The sequence below is a fragment of the Pseudomonas sp. ES4 genome (genome assembly GCF_050586665.1).
GTDB classification, from domain to species: domain Bacteria; phylum Pseudomonadota; class Gammaproteobacteria; order Pseudomonadales; family Pseudomonadaceae; genus Aquipseudomonas; species Aquipseudomonas frederiksbergensis.
In genome coordinates, this window is the sequence record NZ_JBOBDO010000029.1 from 47,795 (window position 1) to 64,340 (window position 16,546).

Below are 16,546 nucleotides of genomic sequence, written 5' to 3' on the forward strand. Positions count from 1 at the left end.
ATGACACTTAAAGATAGATATGAAGATTACACAGAGTCCGAGTACCTGAACATTATAAAACGCTTGTTCCAGGGGAAGTTCTCATCAGAAGAAGAGCACGATGCTTTTGTGGATAACATTGTAAGCACTTCAGAACATCCAAACGGCACCGACATCTTATATTATCCAGAGAAGGGTGTGAAAGACGGTCCTGCCGGTGTACTAAAGGCCATAAAACAATGGCGGGCAGCCAACGGCAAACCCGGTTTCAAACCTGAAGCACAGTAATCCAAACAAAGAAGCAAGCATTCGTGCTTGCTTCTTATACTGCACACTCACCGCCAGTCTTTATGCAAACCCCCAACACTTCCGACCACTTACACACTTCTCGGAAAGCGACTACATAACTCTGTAATCACGCGAAGCATCCCAGCGATTAAGGTTAATCACAAGTCAGCCGCTCATTTAAAACCTTTTCTGACTTCAACCTAATTAATCGCGAGCAATATCCCCATGAAACCTATTAACTACAACAAATACCGCGACACTAAAAACATCAACACGCCCGTACGCTTTCTGATCTTCCACTACACCGCCGGCAACTTCTCCAGTTCAGTCAATGCCCTCACCGGCCCGAATGTCAGCGTCCACTATCTGGTTCCCGACATCACCGATCCGAGCTACTTGAAAGCAGGTTATACCAGGCAGGAAGTCTTCAACCTCGTCGACGAAACCAAGCGCGCGTGGCATGCCGGCGTCAGTGCCTGGGGCAATCGAAGTAATCTGAACGACACGTCCATCGGCGTTGAAATCGTCAACCTTGCGACGTTTAGCCAAGGGGTTTTCAACTTTCCGCCCTATCAGCCGGAACAAATTGCTGCCGTTGAAGAGCTGGCGTTGGACATCCTCGAACGCTACCCGGACATCAGCCCGACCCAGGTTCTCGGGCATTCGGATATTGCGGTCGGCCGCAAGAGTGACCCAGGGCCGAAGTTCCCCTGGCATGCCCTTTACTTGAAAGGGGTGGGTGCCTGGTTCGACGAAGTCACCCGGGACACTTATCTGCAGCAATACAACGAGACCGGCATTCCAGGCCGAAGCGACTTGCTCAAACTGTTCAAGACATACGGATACGACGTTTCCGGCGCGTCAACCGAACAAGGCTTCGCACACTTGGTCAGGGCCTTTCAGTTGCACTTTCGCCCGGAAACCTACAACGGGATCATGGATGCGAAAACGGCCGCGAATCTGGCGGCATTGGTTCACAAGTATTTTTCTTGATCACCGCTGCAAGCCAGATGTCGGAATCGACTATCAAGAACCAGCAAGATCGAAAAGCGGTGACCTTGCTGGTTTCCCATCAAATCGAATATTTCTGCAAATTCGCCATCATTTCCTTCAACGCTTCAAGGTTGTCCTGCGGGTGCGCCGCGCCTTCGAAGTCGCAGATCTGTTGCCAGTGCGCCGCCACATCTTCGGGGGAAAAACCAACCCGCGGATCAAACCCGGCGCCGAGGCTTCGTTCCCAACGCACCTTGCCCATCCAGCCGCCACCGACCTCAAACAACCCGGAGGTTTCCTGGCAGTTCTCGCTGGCGAGATACACCACCAGCGGGCTGACCAGTTCCGGCTTGAGTTGTTCGAAGACTTGCGGCGGGATCAGGCCTTCGGTCATGCGCGTGCCGCCTGTAGGCGCGATGGCGTTGACCAGGATGTTGTTTTTGCGGCCTTCAATGGCCAGGGTGCGGGTCAGGCCGTAGAGGCCGAGTTTGGCCATGCCGTAGTTGGACTGGCCGAAGTTGCCGTAGATGCCCGAGGTCGAAGCGGTGAAGATGACGCGGCCATAATTTTGCTCGCGCAAGTGCGGCCAGGCGGCGCGGGTGACTTTGTAGGCGCCTTCGACGTGGACGCGGTAAACCAGATCCCAGTCGCCGTCTTCCATTTTGTGGAAGGTTTTGTCCCGCAGAATCCCGGCGTTGTTGACCACAACATCGACACGGCCAAAGGTGTCCAACGCGTTTTGAACGATTTTGTCGCCGTCGGTGACGGAGTCATGGTTGGCCTCGGCGACGCCACCGGCCTCACGAATTTCCGCCACTACCCGGTCGGCAGCCGAAGCGTTTGCGCCTTCGCCCTGAGCCGAACCGCCGAGATCGTTGACCAGCACTTTGGCGCCCTGTTTGGCGAACAGCAACGCGTGCGCCCGGCCCAGGCCGCCGCCGGCCCCGGTGATGATCACGACTTTATCTTCGAAGCGCACAGACTCATTCATTGGGGGACTCCAGCAGGCCAGGGGACAATTAGTTCGAGTGTCAGGCACGACAATGCGAGCCACAATGAACTGGGGTGAGGCTGAATGGTGCGCGATAAGTCAGCGGGATAGTCAGGAACAAGCGACCTTGCGCGGCGGTGAAACCAGCTGATCGCGAAACTCCAGGTAATGCTTGAGCACCTGCCCCGGCGCCTCGGTCTGAGGGTAGTGGCCAATGCCAGGCAACAAGACCGTGTCCGGATTCGGGATCAGTTCCCGGTAACGCTCGACCATGTGTGCGCCGGAGATGGGGTCGACCTCACCATCGATCACCCGCAATGGCACTTCACCACGCTGCATCGCGCTGACCCAACGCTCGCGCCGGGCGCGCCGCTCAGGGATATAGGCGATCAGTTTGTGAATGATCCGTGGCCCGTGATTGCTCTCGATCAAGCTCCAGAAATCGTCCATCTCGCTCTCACTGGGGCGGCTATGCGGACCGAAGATCTGGTGGAAACTCTTCACCAGGCTGTCACGGGAAAAGGCTCGCCCGATCATCCAGCCCAAGGGACTGAGCAGGAGTTTTTGCATCAGTATCGGGCGATGGGTTTCAGGAAACAGGCCGCCATTGAGGAACACACAACTGGCGATATCAATGCGCGCTTCGTAATGCCGGGCCAACAGTTCCTGGGCCACGCTGTCGCCATAATCGTGGGCCAACAGGTGCACCGGCTGCTCGACCTTCACATGCGCCAGCAAGGCCTGTTGCAGATCGGCCTGCTCCAGCAGGCTGTATTCGTGGTTCACCGGTTTGGCGGAGTCGCCAAAGCCGAGCATGTCGCAGGCAATCACCCGATAGCGCTGGGTGAGCGGTTGCCACAGGAAATGCCAGTCCCAACTGGCAGTCGGGAAGCCATGAATGAGCAACAGTGGCTCACCCTGCCCCGCCGTCCAGTAACGGATGGTCTGGCCACGGAATACGAACGTCTGGCCGCGTTTGCGCCAGACACACAGAGGGATCTCGGCGAGAGGCATTAGAGTTTATAACCCGGGTCTTGTTTATCGAGTTTGCGCAGCAACGCTGGCCAGGCCAGTGCGCCGCCCATCCCTTGAGCACTTTTGGTGACGCCGGCGATCATCGCCTTGGCGCCCGCCAGGATCTGCGGCTCGATGGCGATCAACTCGGCGCCGCCGTTCTGCGCCAGCACCTGGATATCGCAGGCACGCTGGAAGGTGAACATCATCAGGAATGTGTCGGCGATGGTGCTGCCGCAGGTCAGCAGACCGTGGTTGTGCAGCATCAGGAAATTGTTTTCGCCGAGGTCGGCCTGCAGCCGCGCTTTCTCTTCAGGGTTAAGCGCAACACCTTCGTAGGCGTGATAAGCCAGGCTGGACAGGACAAACAACGATTGTTGGCTGATCGGCAAAATGCCTTGTTTCTGCGCCGACACGGCGACCCCGGCAGCGGTGTGGGTGTGCAGCACGCAGACGACATCGTGACGAACCTCGTGCACCGCGCTGTGAATGGTGTAACCGGCCGGGTTGATCTCGTAGGGGCTGTCCATCAGCTTGTTGCCGGCCTGATCGACCTTGACCAGGCTGGACGCAGTCATCTCGTGGAACATCAACCCGAACGGGTTGATCAGAAAGTCTTCGGTACCGGGGACCTTGGCCGAGATGTGGGTAAAAATCAGGTCATCCCAGCCATGCAGGGCGACCAGACGATAGCAGGCGGCAAGGTCGACGCGGGTCTGCCACTCGGCGGCACTGACCTGGTCTTTGACACTGTGTGGCGATTGGACGGGGGCAACGTTCACGGCAAGGAACCTCTGATTTTTATTCTTGGGGTTTCTATTGTTTACCGACGTTACACCAGTCTAGTCACGCCCCGGAGATCGTGTAGTTGCATTGGCAGCCAGCTTGATGGCCTGGCGAGTCAGTACGCCAATGAACGTGGATCCATGTCAAAGTACTGCCGCCAACAAGGGGGCGGCGAACAGATTCAGCAGCCCCGTCAGAACCATGACTAACCCCGCCACCGAGCCCTCTTCACCCCCCACTTCATGTGCTCGACTGACCCCGGCACCGTGAGCACCGACACCAAACAGCGCCCCTCGAGCCAAGGCACTGCGCAGGGGCAACCACTTGAGCAGAATGCCGCCGAGCATCGCCCCGAACACCCCGGTGAACATCACAAACACCGCGGTCAGTTCCGGTACGCCCCCCAGGTCATGGGCCAGCGGCATGGCAAAAGGTGTGGTGATCGAGCGCGGCACCAGCGACATCGTCACCGAACTGTCCAGTGCCAGCGCCTTGGCCAACCCGAACGAACTGCCGATGGACGCCGCGCTGCCCGCCAGCATCCCCAGCAACAACGCCGACCAATGCCGCATCAGCATCTGCCGCTGCTGCCAGATCGGTACTGCAAAAGCGACGGTCACCGGGCCCAGCACCAGCATCAGCCAATGGGTGTTGCTCGAATATTCGGCATACGCGGTGTGCAACGGCACAGCGAGCGCCAACAGCATGGCTGGAACCAGAATCAGTGGCGACAACACATAGCGCCCGGTGCGCCGATAGATCCAGCGACTGAACAGATAGGCCAGCAGCGTGAAGGCCAGCCAGAACATTGGCATCAGCTCAAGCTTCACGAGACCTCCTCAACCGCACCACCAGTTCCACGGTAAAGGCAGTCACCAGCATCACCATCAGCGTGCTGACGCCGATCACCAGCAAAATTCGCCAACCGTCGTTGCGCAGCAGGCCGCCGTAATCGAGCAGGCTCATGAGCGCCGGAATGAAGAACAACAGCATCTCGGCCATCAACAGACCGGCGCCCATTTGCAGCGCTGCTGGTTTGACCACACCCAAAGCGAACGCCAGCAGCAACAGCACCATACCGATGACACCACCGGGAATCGGCCAGGCAGACCACACGGCCATCTGGCAGCCGAGCAGGTAGATGGCGAGTAGCACGGCCAATTCGGTCGCCAGTCGAGCCAGTTTTTTAAAGGTTGATGCATTCATGTCTTCGGTCCTCACAGGTGCTCATGTTAAGGAGTGGGCTGTCATACCCGAAGCGAATTGTTAGACTCGAAGCCATTCCAAAATGGAATCATGCAGATGGAATTCAAACAGCTACGCAGCTTCGTCGAGGTCATGCATCAGGGTGGTTTTACTCAAGCCGCCAAGACCCTGCACATCAGTCAATCGGCGGTGAGCAAACAGATCGCTCAGTTGGAACAGAGCCTCGGCACTGCGCTGCTCGAACGGCAAGGTTCGCAGCTGCGCCTGACTGCCGCCGGCCGCGTGGTTCTGCAACGGGCCGAAGGCATATTACGACTGCGCAACGAACTGCTCAGTGAGCTGGATGACTTGAGCCAACTGGCCCGCGGGGAATTGCGCCTGGGTTTGCCGCTGCTGGGCAGCGACGCGCTGTTCGCCGGACTGTTCGCCGAGTACCGGCGACGCCACCCCAACATCAGCATTCAATTGCTTGAAGGCGGTAGCCTGAGCATCGAACAGGCCGTTTTGAGTGGAGAGTTGGAACTGGGTGGCAGCCTGTTGACGAAGGACCCACAGTTCGCCTTCCAGCCTTTCTGCGATGAACCGCTGGACGCCCTGCTGCCGGCCGATCATCCGCTGGCGTCGAAGACTGTGATTGGGTTGGAGGAATTGGCAGACACGCCATTCCTGCTGTATCAGCGTAGCTTCGTGCTCAACGACCGCTTGCTGCAAGCCTGCCAGCAACTGGGTTTTACGCCGAAGGAAGGTGGTCGCAGCGGCCAGGCTGACTTTCTTGCGGCGCTGGTGGCGGCCGGTCAAGGAGTGGTGCTGTTGCCGCGCGTGGTGGCTCGCGGGCTGGTGCGGCCAGGCGTGGTGCGCCTGACCTTGAACGCGCCGAGCTATCTACGCTGGGATATCGCCTTCATCTGGCGTCAGGGCGCGTACTTGTCAAAAGCCGCGCAAGCCTGGCTCGCCTTGCTGCGCGAGCGGCCGGTCAGCCTCGCAGAGCGCTGACCAACTCTGCCAGCCAAGGCTCGGCGTCGGTTTCCGGCGTCACGCTTTCGCTGGCGTCCAGGCGCAGCATCGGCAGGGCTTCGCGCAGGCCCAGTTCGCCGAACAATTCGCGCATCAATTCGCCGCCACCACAAAACGTGTCGCCATAACTCGCATCGCCCAGGCCAATCACAGCGCCCGGCAAGCCACGCCAGGCAGCCGGCAACTGGTCGCGAATAGCGAAATACAACGGTTGCAGGTTGTCCGGCAACTCGCCCATGCCGGTGGTCGAGGTCACCGCCAGGAAGGCTTCGGGACCAAAGGCCTGGACCTCGGCGAGACTTGCACGCGGGTTGTGCCAGGCTTCGAAACCTGCTGCTTTTAAAATATTGGCAGCGTGGCGGGCGACTTCTTCTGCCGTGCCGTACACCGAGCCGGAAAGGATGGCGACTTTCATCAATCTGATCCTGAGCTGAATAAAAAGACGGGGGATATTAACAGCCATGGCAAAAAAGCTGCGATTGACTCTCAATTAACGTTGGTGGCCAGTAGACAGCAATGAGTCTTCTTCTAGAATGCAGCGCTCAATCAAATTGGAAAGGATTCTCCGATGATTAACGCCCAACTGCTGCAAATGGTGATCAACGCCTCCAATGACGGCATCGTGATTGCCGAAAAGGAAGGCGAGCAAGACAACATCCTGATTTACGTCAACCCGGCATTCGAACGCCTGACGGGTTACACCAGCGAAGAAATCCTCTACCAGGATTGCCGTTTTCTTCAGTCCGGGGATCGCGACCAGGAAGCGCTTCCATCGATCCGCGAAGCCTTGAGCAGTGGCCGTTCCTGCCGGGAAATCCTCAGGAATTATCGCAAGGACGGCACGCCGTTCTGGAACGAACTGTCCCTCTCGACGATAAAGAACCCTGATGACGGACAGACTTATTTCATCGGTGTGCAGAAAGACGTCACCCTTCAGGTCAAGGCCCAGCAGCGTGTCGCGCAGTTGGAGGCGCAATTGGCTGAGGTCCAGGCCGAGCTTGCCGCACTAAAAGCGACGAACGGCGAAAACAAAACGAAGAATTGATTGTCATTAACTACAATCACCGGTGACTTTGTAACTTTTTCTGTCGAGCAGATCATGCAACGCGACGCACTCCTGACTCAGGATGAACTGGATTTTATCCAGACCATGCAACACAACCCGCAACTCAATGTGCGGGATGCGACGTCGAGCCTGCTCGTCAACGGTGGTTCACAGATCCGTGACCTGCTCACGCGCCTTGCCGCGCATGAGCAAGTCACCATCCAGGCCAACTTCGAAAACCAGCAAATGACTTTTCCTTTGCACTTGGTGGAAGACGAGTTTCACGCGATGCATTTACGCCTCGGCGTCCCCAGCATCTATGAAGACGGACCGATGATCCGGCCATGGCGCCTGGTCCTCGACGAACCGGTAGCGCTGGAGAATGCCAATGGCCAGCCCGGTACGATGTGGGTGCACGAAGTGTCTTTCAAAGGGGTTTTGCTGGAAGTTCGCAACAAGACCAAACCGCCCAAACATTTTGCCTTGTGGTTCAGCCCGTCTGGCTACGAGCGCATCGCGTTGCGCGGCACCTTAGAGAAAGAAACCGAGAACGGCTTCTATGCCTATCAGTTGAGTCAGGATGACAAGGACGAAACCGAACGCCTGCGCCAGTACATCCTTCAACAGCATCGGCTGACGCATCCGGCCATGCATCTCTGATTCAGGTGTCCAGGTTGCCTGTCAGGAATTGTTTCAAACGCTGACGCATGACCAATCCTTCGTTGCCCAGACATCCAATCGACGATCCCGCCAGGCTTTCCTGCACCAGATCGGACGCATCCCCCGCCAGCAACAACTGACAATCCAGGCTCAAGGCCAGGCGCTTCAGTCGCCGCGGCAACTCGAGCGCAGGCGCGTGATTGGAAATCAGCACCAGCGCCTGGGGTTTGACTCTTTCGCAGACCAGGGCCAGTTCATCGAATGGCTGACCGATAGCCAACACTTGAATAGCCGAATCGACACTGCTCAAAAACAGCGCCGTTACCAGCACATCGAGTTCACGACACTGATCGCTCAGGGCGCAGACAATCACCCGTCGCGGTTGCAGGACACGCACCAGCAGCAGGCGTTGCAACACTCGAGAACGCAGAAAACCATCCAGGAAAAGCCACTCGCTGGCCTGGCCGAATGCTTCATGGCGCTGGCGCAGTTGCTTCCAGAGTGGAAGCAGAATGTCCTGAAACACGACAGTCAGCGGATAACTGGAAAAGATCTGTCCATAGACCTGCTCCAGTTGCACCTCGTCGAATGCATTCACCGCCGCCTGAACCTGTTGCTGCCATTGCGTGTAGTCAGCCTGTACGAGTTCATTGGGGATGATGTGTGACAGGGCCTGTAGCGGTGCAATCCTGGCCAGGATCTTGCCGACTTTACCCACAGCAACGCCGCGTTCGATCCAGCCAAGGATGCTGCGGACACGATCGATATCGGACAACGAATACAGTCTGTGCCCACTTTCGGTGCGCGCGGGCTGGATCAGCCCATAGCGGCGCTCCCATGCGCGTAGCGTGACCGGGTTGACCCCCGTCAGGCGCGACACTTCGCGTATCGGAAACAGGTCTTCCTGTTCGAGTGGAAGACCGGGTTGCAATCCAGGGACAACATCAGTCAGGACAGGCATTTTTTAATTCTACGTCCATGTATAAATTGGATCCTATTCTACCTCCCTTGCCCCCCCTACCATTCAAGACGTTGCTGGCGACAAACATCACTGACGTACCCGGCAGAATCAGGAATAATCCTTGCTTGTTCCACGACGCAGCCCATCACCCCGGCGCTGCGCCTGGCGAAACTCCTACCCGGAGCGACGCGATTGTTATACGGAGATGCACAATGTCTACCTCACCCGTCACGCTGATGGTTGCGCGCCGCGTCGCCGTTGGGCGTTATCAAGACCTGATTACCTGGTTGCGCGAAGGCGAACAACTGGCCACCGATTTTCCAGGCTATCTCGGCTCTGGCGTGCTCGCTCCGCCGCCCGACGATGACGAATTCCAGATTATTTTCCGCTTTGCCGACGAGCAGACTTTGCACGCCTGGGAGCATTCCGCCTCGCGCACCGCATGGCTGGCACGCGGCAGTGACCTGTTTGCCGATCCAACGGAACATCGAGTCAGCGGCATCGAAGGCTGGTTCGGCGCGGCTGGCCAGCGCCCACCACGCTGGAAACAGGCCGTGGCGATCTGGTTGGCATTCTTTCCGGTTTCCCTGCTGTTCAACTTTATCCTCGGGCCATTGCTGAGCGACATGGGTTTGCTGAGCCGGGTGTTCATCAGCACCTTGTGCCTGACCCCGCTGATGGTCTACTTCTTCATTCCGCTGTCGACCCGTCTGCTGGCCGGTTGGCTGAACACCACGCCGCAACGGCCGCTGCCCGCTGCACCCACTCCTCAAAACCACTAACTTCCCTGTGGGAGCGAGCCGGCTCCGGGCGGCTCGCTCCCACAGGGAAAGCCCCACGGTAGGTGAATGCCGCCGCGCGCTGGTATAGTTTTGCTCTTACCGCGACGCGAGCCGTTCATGACCTCTTCCGTAGCCCCAATCCTCATCACTGGCGCCGGCCAACGTGTCGGCCTGCACTGTGCGCAGCGTTTGCTCGAGGATGGCCAGCCGGTGATCTTCAGCTACCGCAGTGAACGCCCCGGCGTGCAAGTCCTACGCGACCGGGGGGCTATCGCGGTGTTTGCCGACTTCGCCACTGAAGCCGGGATCTTCGCGTTCATCAGCGAACTGAAAAACCACACCGACAGCCTGCGGGCAATCGTCCACAACGCCTCCGAGTGGCTGGCCGAAACCCCGGACACCGACGCCGTAGCCTTCACCCGCATGTTCAACGTCCACATGCTGGCGCCCTACCTGATCAATCTGCATTGTGCCGACTTGCTGCAACGCTCAAGCCCCGCCGACATCGTGCACATCAGCGATGACGTGACCCGCAAGGGCAGCAGCAAGCACATTGGCTATTGCGCCAGCAAAGCCGGGCTCGACAGCCTCACCCTGTCCTTCGCCGCGAAATACGCGCCGACAATCAAGGTCAACGGTATCGCGCCAGCCCTGCTAATGTTCAACCCCGACGATGACGCGGCATACCGCGCCAAGGTATTGGCCAAATCCGCGCTGGGCATCGAACCCGGCGGCGAAGTGATCTACCAGAGCCTGCGTTATTTGCTCGACAACCCTTATGTCACCGGCACGACCCTGACCGTCAACGGCGGACGGCACATCAAATAAGCGGCCCCCGCGAGGATGTTCCATGACGTTTTCCCTGCCCCAGAACGCCCTGTCCCAGAGCTACCGCGAGATCCTCATCGGCCTCGGTGAAAACCCCGACCGCGAGGGTCTGCAAGACACCCCGGTTCGCGCGGCAAAAGCCATGCAGTACCTCTGCCGTGGTTATGAGCAAAGTGTCGAAGAGATCGTCAACGGCGCGCTGTTCGCTTCCGACAACGATGAAATGATCATCGTCGACAACATCGAGCTGTACTCGCTCTGCGAACATCACATGCTGCCCTTCATCGGCAAGGCGCATGTGGCTTATATTCCAACGGGCAAAGTGCTGGGCCTGTCGAAGATTGCGCGACTGGTGGACATGTTCGCCCGTCGCCTGCAAATCCAGGAAAACCTCACTCGGCAAATCGCCGAAGCTGTACAGCAAGTGACCGGCGCGGCGGGCGTTGCGGTGGTCATCGAAGCCAAGCACATGTGCATGATGATGCGCGGCGTCGAGAAACAGAATTCGACCATGAACACCTCGGTGATGCTCGGCGCCTTCCGCGAGTCGAGCAATACCCGCCAGGAGTTCCTGCAATTGATTGGACGGAGCAAGTAGCAATGCCACAACTTCAACCAGGAACCGCACGCATCCGGGTCAAGAACCTGTGCCTGCGGACCTTCATCGGGATCAACGAGGATGAAATCCTCAACAAGCAGGATGTGCAGATCAACCTGACCATCCTGTATGCCGCTCAGGAAGCGGTGCGTGACAACGACATCGATCACGCGCTGAACTACCGCACCATCACCAAGGCGATCATCGCCCACGTGGAAGGCAATCGCTTCGCGCTGCTCGAACGCCTGACCCAGGAAATTCTCGATCTGGTCATGGCCAACGAGTCGGTGTTGTACGCTGAGGTCGAAGTCGACAAGCCCCACGCCCTGCGTTTCGCCGAGTCGGTATCGATTACCCTCGCCGCGAGCCGCTGACCGCGTCTGGCGCATTGTTCGTCAGACTTTTATCATCCGCGCCACGATTTGATTGCACAGAGCCCGCCATGAACGATCAACAACGCCTGGAACTCGAAGCCGCCGCCTTTCGCCGGCTGGTCGCCCATCTGGACAGCCGCAAGGATGTGCAGAACATCGACCTGATGAACCTTTCCGGCTTCTGCCGCAATTGCTTGTCCAAGTGGTACAAGGCCGCTGCCGATGAACGCCAGATCGAGGTAAGCCTCGATGAAGCCCGCGAAGTGGTTTACGGCATGCCGTACGCCGAGTGGAAAGCCCAATACCAGCAAGAAGCCAACGCCGAACAACAAGCGGCGTTCGCCAAAGGAAAACCCAATGAGTGATTTGACCACCCTGCGCGCCAGCCTCAAGAGCGGCGAACACGCTTTTGCCGACACCCTGGCTTTCATCGCCGCCGGCTACGACTATCAGCCTCAGGCTTTCAACAACGGCGGCGTGGAAAACGCAGCCGGGCAGAATGAAGGCTCGTGCAAGACATTGGGTCTGGCGCTGCTGGAAGGCTTGAGCGATGAAGAAGCGCTGTTGGCGTTCGGCGAGCATTACCGTTCGGTGGTGGCGACGCCTGAGGGCAGCGATCACGGCAATATCCGCGCGCTGATTGCTCATGGCCTGGCCGGTGTGAAGTTCACTCAACAGCCGCTGACTCGCCGCTGATTCAACGCCCGCAAAATACGTCACAAACGACACTGAACCTGTGGAGAGGGAGCTTGCTCCCGCTGGACTGCGCAGCGGTCCCCTTCTTTTTAGATAAGCAGGGTCGCTTCGCGACCCAACGGGAGCAAGCTCCCTCGCCACAGGTTACGCGTCGCCATCGATCGGTACAGGCAACATCCCGACTTTTAAGATTGACCCGGCCACTTTATTTCGTTTGCCCCAAACCACTGCTCACGGCTTAGATAAAAAGAAGCATCCCTTCTTCAGAGTCGGTCATCCATGAGCAGCGAAACCATCAGCCAGTCGATCAACATCGTTCATCCCGTCACGCTCAGCCACGGCAAAAATGCCGAGGTCTGGGACACCGATGGCAAACGCTACATCGACTTCGTCGGCGGCATCGGCGTACTGAACCTCGGCCATTGCCATCCGCGCATCGTCGAGGCCATTCGCGAACAAGCCACGCGGCTGACCCACTACGCGTTCAACGCCGCCCCGCATGTGCCCTACATCGAACTGATGGATCGCCTCACCGCGTTTATTCCGGTGGACTACCCGGTCAGCGGCATGCTCACCAACAGCGGCGCAGAAGCGGCCGAAAACGCCCTGAAGATCGTGCGTGGCGCCACCGGTCGCACGGCCGTCATCGCCTTCGACGGCGCCTTCCACGGCCGTACCCTCGCCACGCTCAACCTCAACGGCAAAGTCGCGCCCTACAAACAGAAAGTCGGCGTGCTGCCGGGTACGGTTTTTCACTTGCCATACCCGAGCAAGGACAACGGCGTGACCTGCGCCGAGGCCCTGAAAGCCATGGACCGGCTGTTCAGCGTCGAGATCGACGTTGATGACGTCGCCTGTTTTATCGTCGAACCGGTGCAGGGCGAATCGGGCTTCCTGGCGCTGGACGTGGAGTTCGCCCAGGCGCTACGTCGCTTCTGTGATGAGAAAAACATCCTGCTGATCGTTGATGAAATCCAGTCCGGCTTCGGTCGCACCGGCCAGCGCTTTGCATTTTCGCGACTGGGGATTGAGCCCGATCTGATCCTGCTCGCTAAAAGCATTGCCGGCGGCGTACCACTGGGCGCAGTGGTCGGGCGCAAGTCGTTGCTCGACACCTTGCCCAAGGGCGGACTGGGCGGCACCTATTCGGGCAACCCGATTGCCTGCGCCGCGGCACTGGCCACCCTGGACGAGATGACCGATGCGAACCTGCACGCCTGGGGCTCGCAACAGGAAGAAGCCATTGTCAGCCGCTACGAGGCCTGGCGCGCCAACAAGCTTTCCCCGTTTCTGGGCCGCTTGACCGGCGTTGGCGCGATGCGCGGCATCGAGTTGATCAATGCCGACGGCACACCGGCCTCGGCGCAATTGACGCAGCTATTGGCGTTGGCACGAGATGCCGGTTTGCTGCTGATGCCCAGCGGCAAGTCGCGCCACATCATTCGGCTTTTGGCGCCGTTGACCACTGAGGCCGCGGTGCTGGAAGAAGGGCTGGATATTTTCGAAGCCTGCCTGGCGAAGCTTTCCTGAAAGCAAACTGCGATCCGGGACTGACATAGCGAATTATGTTCGCTTGTAGTCCCCGATTTTGCGTCGCAATACTGACCAAATACCCCTCTTACCAAGCGAGATCACTACCACTTACAAGCCTGAGGCAGTCATGTATCACGACAATATAATTTATAAAAAAAAGTCCAATGATCCTCAATTCCTGCTTGGCGTAGCCGTGGTGCTGTTTCTCGGCTCCTACCTGATGAACCTGGGTAACAGCGCCCTCAGTCATTTCCTGCATCCGCTGCTGGGCAGTGCCCCGGACAGCTTGACTGCTCGCAATATCGCCATCGGCCTGGCGATTGCTGCGCTGGGCACGCTGAACTTTCACGTCCTCGGGCGCTTGAAATTCAAGGTGCAGACCAGCGTGGTCTGGATCGAACTGCTGATCCTGTTCCTGGCGTTCTTCGACACCTTCGACCTTTCCTACAGCTTCATCCTCGACAAGATCGGTTTCCTGATCATCCAGGGCGCCGCGACCACGCTATACATTTCCGCCATCGCAATTGTGATTGCCTTCGTGCTTGCCTTGATCGGTGCTGTGGCCAAGCTGTCGAACAACGGCCTGGCCAATGCCATCGCCTCGTTCTACACCTCGTTCTTTCGCGGTGTTCCGCTGCTGATCCAGATCTACCTGATTTACCTCGGACTGCCGCAACTGGGTTATGTGGTGGACGCCGTGCCGGCCGGCATCCTCGCGTTGTCGCTGTGCTACGGCGCTTACATGACCGAGATTTTTCGGGCGGGCATCCAGAGCATTCCGGTAGGTCAGTGGGAGGCCTCGCGAGCCCTGGGCATCAGCCCGTTCAAGACCCTGAGCCGGGTGATCATGCCGCAAGCCTTGCGGGTGATCATCCCGCCCACCGGCAACCAGTTCATCGCCATGCTCAAGGACAGTTCGCTGGTGTCGGTGATCGGTGTCTGGGAATTGATGTACCTGGCCAAGACCCAGGGCCGCGCGGACTTCCGCCACCTGGAAATGCTGATCACCGCCGCGATGATTTACTGGGCCCTGTCGTTCATCCTCGAACGGGTGCAGGCGCGGATCGAAAAACGGGTCAACCGATCCATTGCAAGGGGTTGATGAGTGATGACTACGGCAGAACGACTCGACCTGGCACCTGTTGCGAAGGCCAGCCCTTCGATGATTTCCATCACCGGCCTGAACAAGTGGTACGGCGATTTTCACGCCTTGCGCAATGTCGACCTGAACGTTGCCACGGGCGAAATCCTGGTGGTGTGCGGGCCGTCGGGCTCAGGCAAGTCGACGATGATTCGTTGCATCAACCATCTGGAGAATTTCCAGGAAGGCCACATTCAGGTCAACGGCATCACCCTCACCAGCGAGGCAGAAAGTGTCAGCGCGGTGCGCCGGGAAATCGGCATGGTGTTCCAGAGCTTCAACCTGTTCCCACATTTAAGCGTGATGGACAACCTGACCCTGGCCCCGCAACTGGTGCAAGGCGTGTCGAGCGCCGAGGCGAAAAAACGCGCTCAGGTTTACCTGGAGCGGGTGCGAATTGCCGAACATGCCCACAAGTACCCTTCGCAACTGTCCGGCGGCCAGCAGCAGCGCGTGGCGATTGCCCGGGCGCTGTGCATGAACCCCAAAGTAATGCTGTTCGACGAACCAACCTCGGCCCTCGATCCGGAAATGGTCCACGAAGTGCTGGACGTGATGGGCGAGTTGGCCACCGACGGCATGACCATGATTTGCGTGACCCACGAAATGGGTTTTGCCAGCAAGGTCGCCGACCGCGTGCTGTTCATGGACCAGGGCCAGGTCATCGAACAAGCCACCCCTTCCGAGTTCTTCAACAACCCGCAAACCGAACGCGCGCAGAAATTCCTGTCGCAGATCATTGGTCACTGAGCAGCGCTTTGCCCCTTCATAACAAAAACGAAAAGTGGAGATGGACATGGTCAGCAAAAAACACGTAATCGCAGCCGCAATGTCGCTGGTGTTCGTCGGCGCCGCCAATGCCGGAGCGGTTCTGGACAAAATCCAGAGCAGTAAAACAATGACCGTCGCCACGTCGGCAACCTGGCCACCCCAAGGGTTTATCAACGACAAGAATGAAATCGACGGGTTTGATATCGACGTGTCCAAGGAGATCGCCAAGCGTCTCGGCGTCGAGGTCAAGTTCATCACCCCCGATTGGGACGTGATCACCGCCGGCAAATGGAATGGGCGCTGGGACATGTCCGTGGGCTCGATGACCGCCACCAAAAGTCGCGCGCGAATTCTCGATTTCCCCGCGACCTATTACTACGTGCCTTACGTGTTTGCGGTTCACAACAAATCCGCCCTCACCGACCACAAAGCGCTCAATGGCAAAACGATCGGTGTCGAAGGCGGCACCACGTCCGAGGACTATTTCAGCCAGGCGCTGGCCATCGAAACCACTGACGTGCCGCCCGTCATTTATGACGTAAAGACCACAAAAATGAAGACTTACTCCGGTTCCGTCGGACCGCTGGACGATCTGCGTCTGGGTGACGGTACCCGGCTCGACGCCATCCTCACTCAACGCAGCACACTGGACGCCGCTGTGAAGAGCGGTTACCCGCTACGGGCCGTCGACAATGCAGTGGCGTTCTACGAACCCCTGGCCATTGCCACCGACAAGGGTGACGCGGAATTGAAGGCCAAGCTCGGCCAAATCATCGGCGAGATGCACAAGGACGGCACGCTGACCAAGCTGTCGAACAAGTGGTACGGCGTCGACTACTCAACCGTCAAATAACCCCACCTACCCCTGTGGGAGTGAGCCGGCTCC

At 58.3% G+C, this 16,546-nt stretch carries 22 protein-coding genes; 15 read left to right on the forward strand and 7 right to left on the reverse strand.

Going from position 1 to position 16,546, the window contains the following annotated elements; all coding sequences use genetic code 11:
* Positions 1–267 carry a bacteriocin immunity protein gene (locus ACQ4OB_RS24535; protein WP_074873835.1) on the forward strand — a complete coding sequence of 89 codons (267 nt, stop codon included), beginning with the start codon at positions 1–3 and terminating at the stop codon, positions 265–267.
* 225 nt (positions 268–492) lie between these two features.
* Entirely contained in the window at positions 493–1,260 is a 768-nt protein-coding gene (locus ACQ4OB_RS24540; RefSeq protein ID WP_430956623.1) for an N-acetylmuramoyl-L-alanine amidase, read from the forward strand.
* A gap of 79 nt (positions 1,261–1,339) precedes the next feature.
* Here ACQ4OB_RS24540 and ACQ4OB_RS24545 read toward each other — a convergent pair whose 3' ends face one another.
* The 5 genes from ACQ4OB_RS24545 to ACQ4OB_RS24565 form a co-directional block, all read right to left on the reverse strand.
* Entirely contained in the window at positions 1,340–2,251 is a 912-nt protein-coding gene (locus ACQ4OB_RS24545) for an SDR family oxidoreductase (RefSeq protein WP_074873833.1), read from the reverse strand.
* A 111-nt stretch (positions 2,252–2,362) separates the two neighbouring features.
* Positions 2,363–3,265, reverse strand: a complete 903-nt coding sequence (locus tag ACQ4OB_RS24550) for an alpha/beta fold hydrolase (protein ID WP_430956624.1) — start codon at positions 3,263–3,265, stop codon at positions 2,363–2,365.
* Positions 3,265–4,047, reverse strand: a complete 783-nt coding sequence (locus tag ACQ4OB_RS24555; RefSeq protein ID WP_074873831.1) for a class II aldolase/adducin family protein — start codon at positions 4,045–4,047, stop codon at positions 3,265–3,267. Before ACQ4OB_RS24555 ends, ACQ4OB_RS24550 begins: the two co-directional genes overlap by 1 nt.
* 147 nt (positions 4,048–4,194) lie before the next feature.
* A complete protein-coding gene (locus ACQ4OB_RS24560) occupies positions 4,195–4,881 on the reverse strand; it encodes an LrgB family protein (protein WP_074873830.1) in 687 nt (228 codons plus the stop codon).
* Positions 4,871–5,257, reverse strand: coding sequence for a CidA/LrgA family protein (locus ACQ4OB_RS24565; RefSeq protein ID WP_430956625.1), 387 nt, complete (start codon positions 5,255–5,257; stop codon positions 4,871–4,873). Before ACQ4OB_RS24565 ends, ACQ4OB_RS24560 begins: the two co-directional genes overlap by 11 nt.
* A 96-nt stretch (positions 5,258–5,353) precedes the next feature.
* Between ACQ4OB_RS24565 and ACQ4OB_RS24570 the strand changes: the two genes are divergently transcribed.
* Complete coding sequence (locus ACQ4OB_RS24570; RefSeq protein WP_430956626.1) at positions 5,354–6,250, forward strand: LysR family transcriptional regulator; 897 nt, start codon at positions 5,354–5,356, stop codon at positions 6,248–6,250.
* On the opposite strand, the gene ACQ4OB_RS24575 is transcribed toward ACQ4OB_RS24570, so the two are convergent.
* On the reverse strand, positions 6,231–6,686 hold the full coding sequence (locus ACQ4OB_RS24575) for a flavodoxin (protein WP_074873827.1): 456 nt from the start codon (positions 6,684–6,686) through the stop codon (positions 6,231–6,233). The genes ACQ4OB_RS24570 and ACQ4OB_RS24575 overlap by 20 nt on opposite strands.
* A gap of 153 nt (positions 6,687–6,839) precedes the next feature.
* Here ACQ4OB_RS24575 and ACQ4OB_RS24580 point away from each other — a divergent pair, with 153 nt between their 5' ends.
* On the forward strand, positions 6,840–7,316 hold the full coding sequence (locus ACQ4OB_RS24580; RefSeq protein WP_074873826.1) for a PAS domain-containing protein: 477 nt from the start codon (positions 6,840–6,842) through the stop codon (positions 7,314–7,316).
* 54 nt (positions 7,317–7,370) lie between these two features.
* On the forward strand, positions 7,371–7,976 hold the full coding sequence (locus ACQ4OB_RS24585; RefSeq protein ID WP_074873825.1) for a hypothetical protein: 606 nt from the start codon (positions 7,371–7,373) through the stop codon (positions 7,974–7,976).
* Between the two features lies 1 nt (position 7,977).
* Here ACQ4OB_RS24585 and ACQ4OB_RS24590 read toward each other — a convergent pair whose 3' ends face one another.
* On the reverse strand, positions 7,978–8,937 hold the full coding sequence (locus ACQ4OB_RS24590; protein ID WP_430956627.1) for a MerR family transcriptional regulator: 960 nt from the start codon (positions 8,935–8,937) through the stop codon (positions 7,978–7,980).
* A 212-nt stretch (positions 8,938–9,149) separates the two neighbouring features.
* Here ACQ4OB_RS24590 and ACQ4OB_RS24595 point away from each other — a divergent pair, with 212 nt between their 5' ends.
* From ACQ4OB_RS24595 to ACQ4OB_RS24640, 10 genes are all read left to right on the forward strand, one after another.
* A complete protein-coding gene (locus tag ACQ4OB_RS24595) occupies positions 9,150–9,719 on the forward strand; it encodes an antibiotic biosynthesis monooxygenase (protein ID WP_074873823.1) in 570 nt (189 codons plus the stop codon).
* 117 nt (positions 9,720–9,836) lie between these two features.
* Positions 9,837–10,547, forward strand: coding sequence for a dihydromonapterin reductase (folM, locus tag ACQ4OB_RS24600; protein WP_430956628.1), 711 nt, complete (start codon positions 9,837–9,839; stop codon positions 10,545–10,547).
* Between the two features lie 22 nt (positions 10,548–10,569).
* Entirely contained in the window at positions 10,570–11,145 is a 576-nt protein-coding gene (gene folE / locus ACQ4OB_RS24605) for a GTP cyclohydrolase I FolE (RefSeq protein WP_074873821.1), read from the forward strand.
* Between the two features lie 2 nt (positions 11,146–11,147).
* On the forward strand, positions 11,148–11,519 hold the full coding sequence (gene folX / locus ACQ4OB_RS24610; RefSeq protein ID WP_008150698.1) for a dihydroneopterin triphosphate 2'-epimerase: 372 nt from the start codon (positions 11,148–11,150) through the stop codon (positions 11,517–11,519).
* A 68-nt stretch (positions 11,520–11,587) separates the two neighbouring features.
* Positions 11,588–11,884 carry a DUF1244 domain-containing protein gene (locus ACQ4OB_RS24615; RefSeq protein WP_074873820.1) on the forward strand — a complete coding sequence of 99 codons (297 nt, stop codon included), beginning with the start codon at positions 11,588–11,590 and terminating at the stop codon, positions 11,882–11,884.
* Positions 11,877–12,215: a HopJ type III effector protein gene (locus ACQ4OB_RS24620; RefSeq protein WP_074873819.1), complete on the forward strand. Its 339-nt coding sequence runs from the start codon at positions 11,877–11,879 to the stop codon at positions 12,213–12,215. Before ACQ4OB_RS24615 ends, ACQ4OB_RS24620 begins: the two co-directional genes overlap by 8 nt.
* A 279-nt stretch (positions 12,216–12,494) precedes the next feature.
* Complete coding sequence (locus ACQ4OB_RS24625; protein WP_430956629.1) at positions 12,495–13,745, forward strand: 2-aminoadipate transaminase; 1,251 nt, start codon at positions 12,495–12,497, stop codon at positions 13,743–13,745.
* A 130-nt stretch (positions 13,746–13,875) separates the two neighbouring features.
* Positions 13,876–14,850, forward strand: coding sequence for an amino acid ABC transporter permease (locus ACQ4OB_RS24630; RefSeq protein ID WP_074873817.1), 975 nt, complete (start codon positions 13,876–13,878; stop codon positions 14,848–14,850).
* A gap of 60 nt (positions 14,851–14,910) precedes the next feature.
* The gene (locus tag ACQ4OB_RS24635) at positions 14,911–15,639 is read left to right on the forward strand and encodes an amino acid ABC transporter ATP-binding protein (RefSeq protein ID WP_139273434.1); all 729 of its coding nucleotides are present in this window, start codon (positions 14,911–14,913) and stop codon (positions 15,637–15,639) included.
* A 46-nt stretch (positions 15,640–15,685) separates the two neighbouring features.
* Positions 15,686–16,513 (forward strand): transporter substrate-binding domain-containing protein, encoded by an 828-nt coding sequence (locus ACQ4OB_RS24640; RefSeq protein WP_430956630.1) that lies wholly within the window; start codon positions 15,686–15,688, stop codon positions 16,511–16,513.
* The last annotated feature ends 33 nt before the right edge of the window (positions 16,514–16,546 follow it).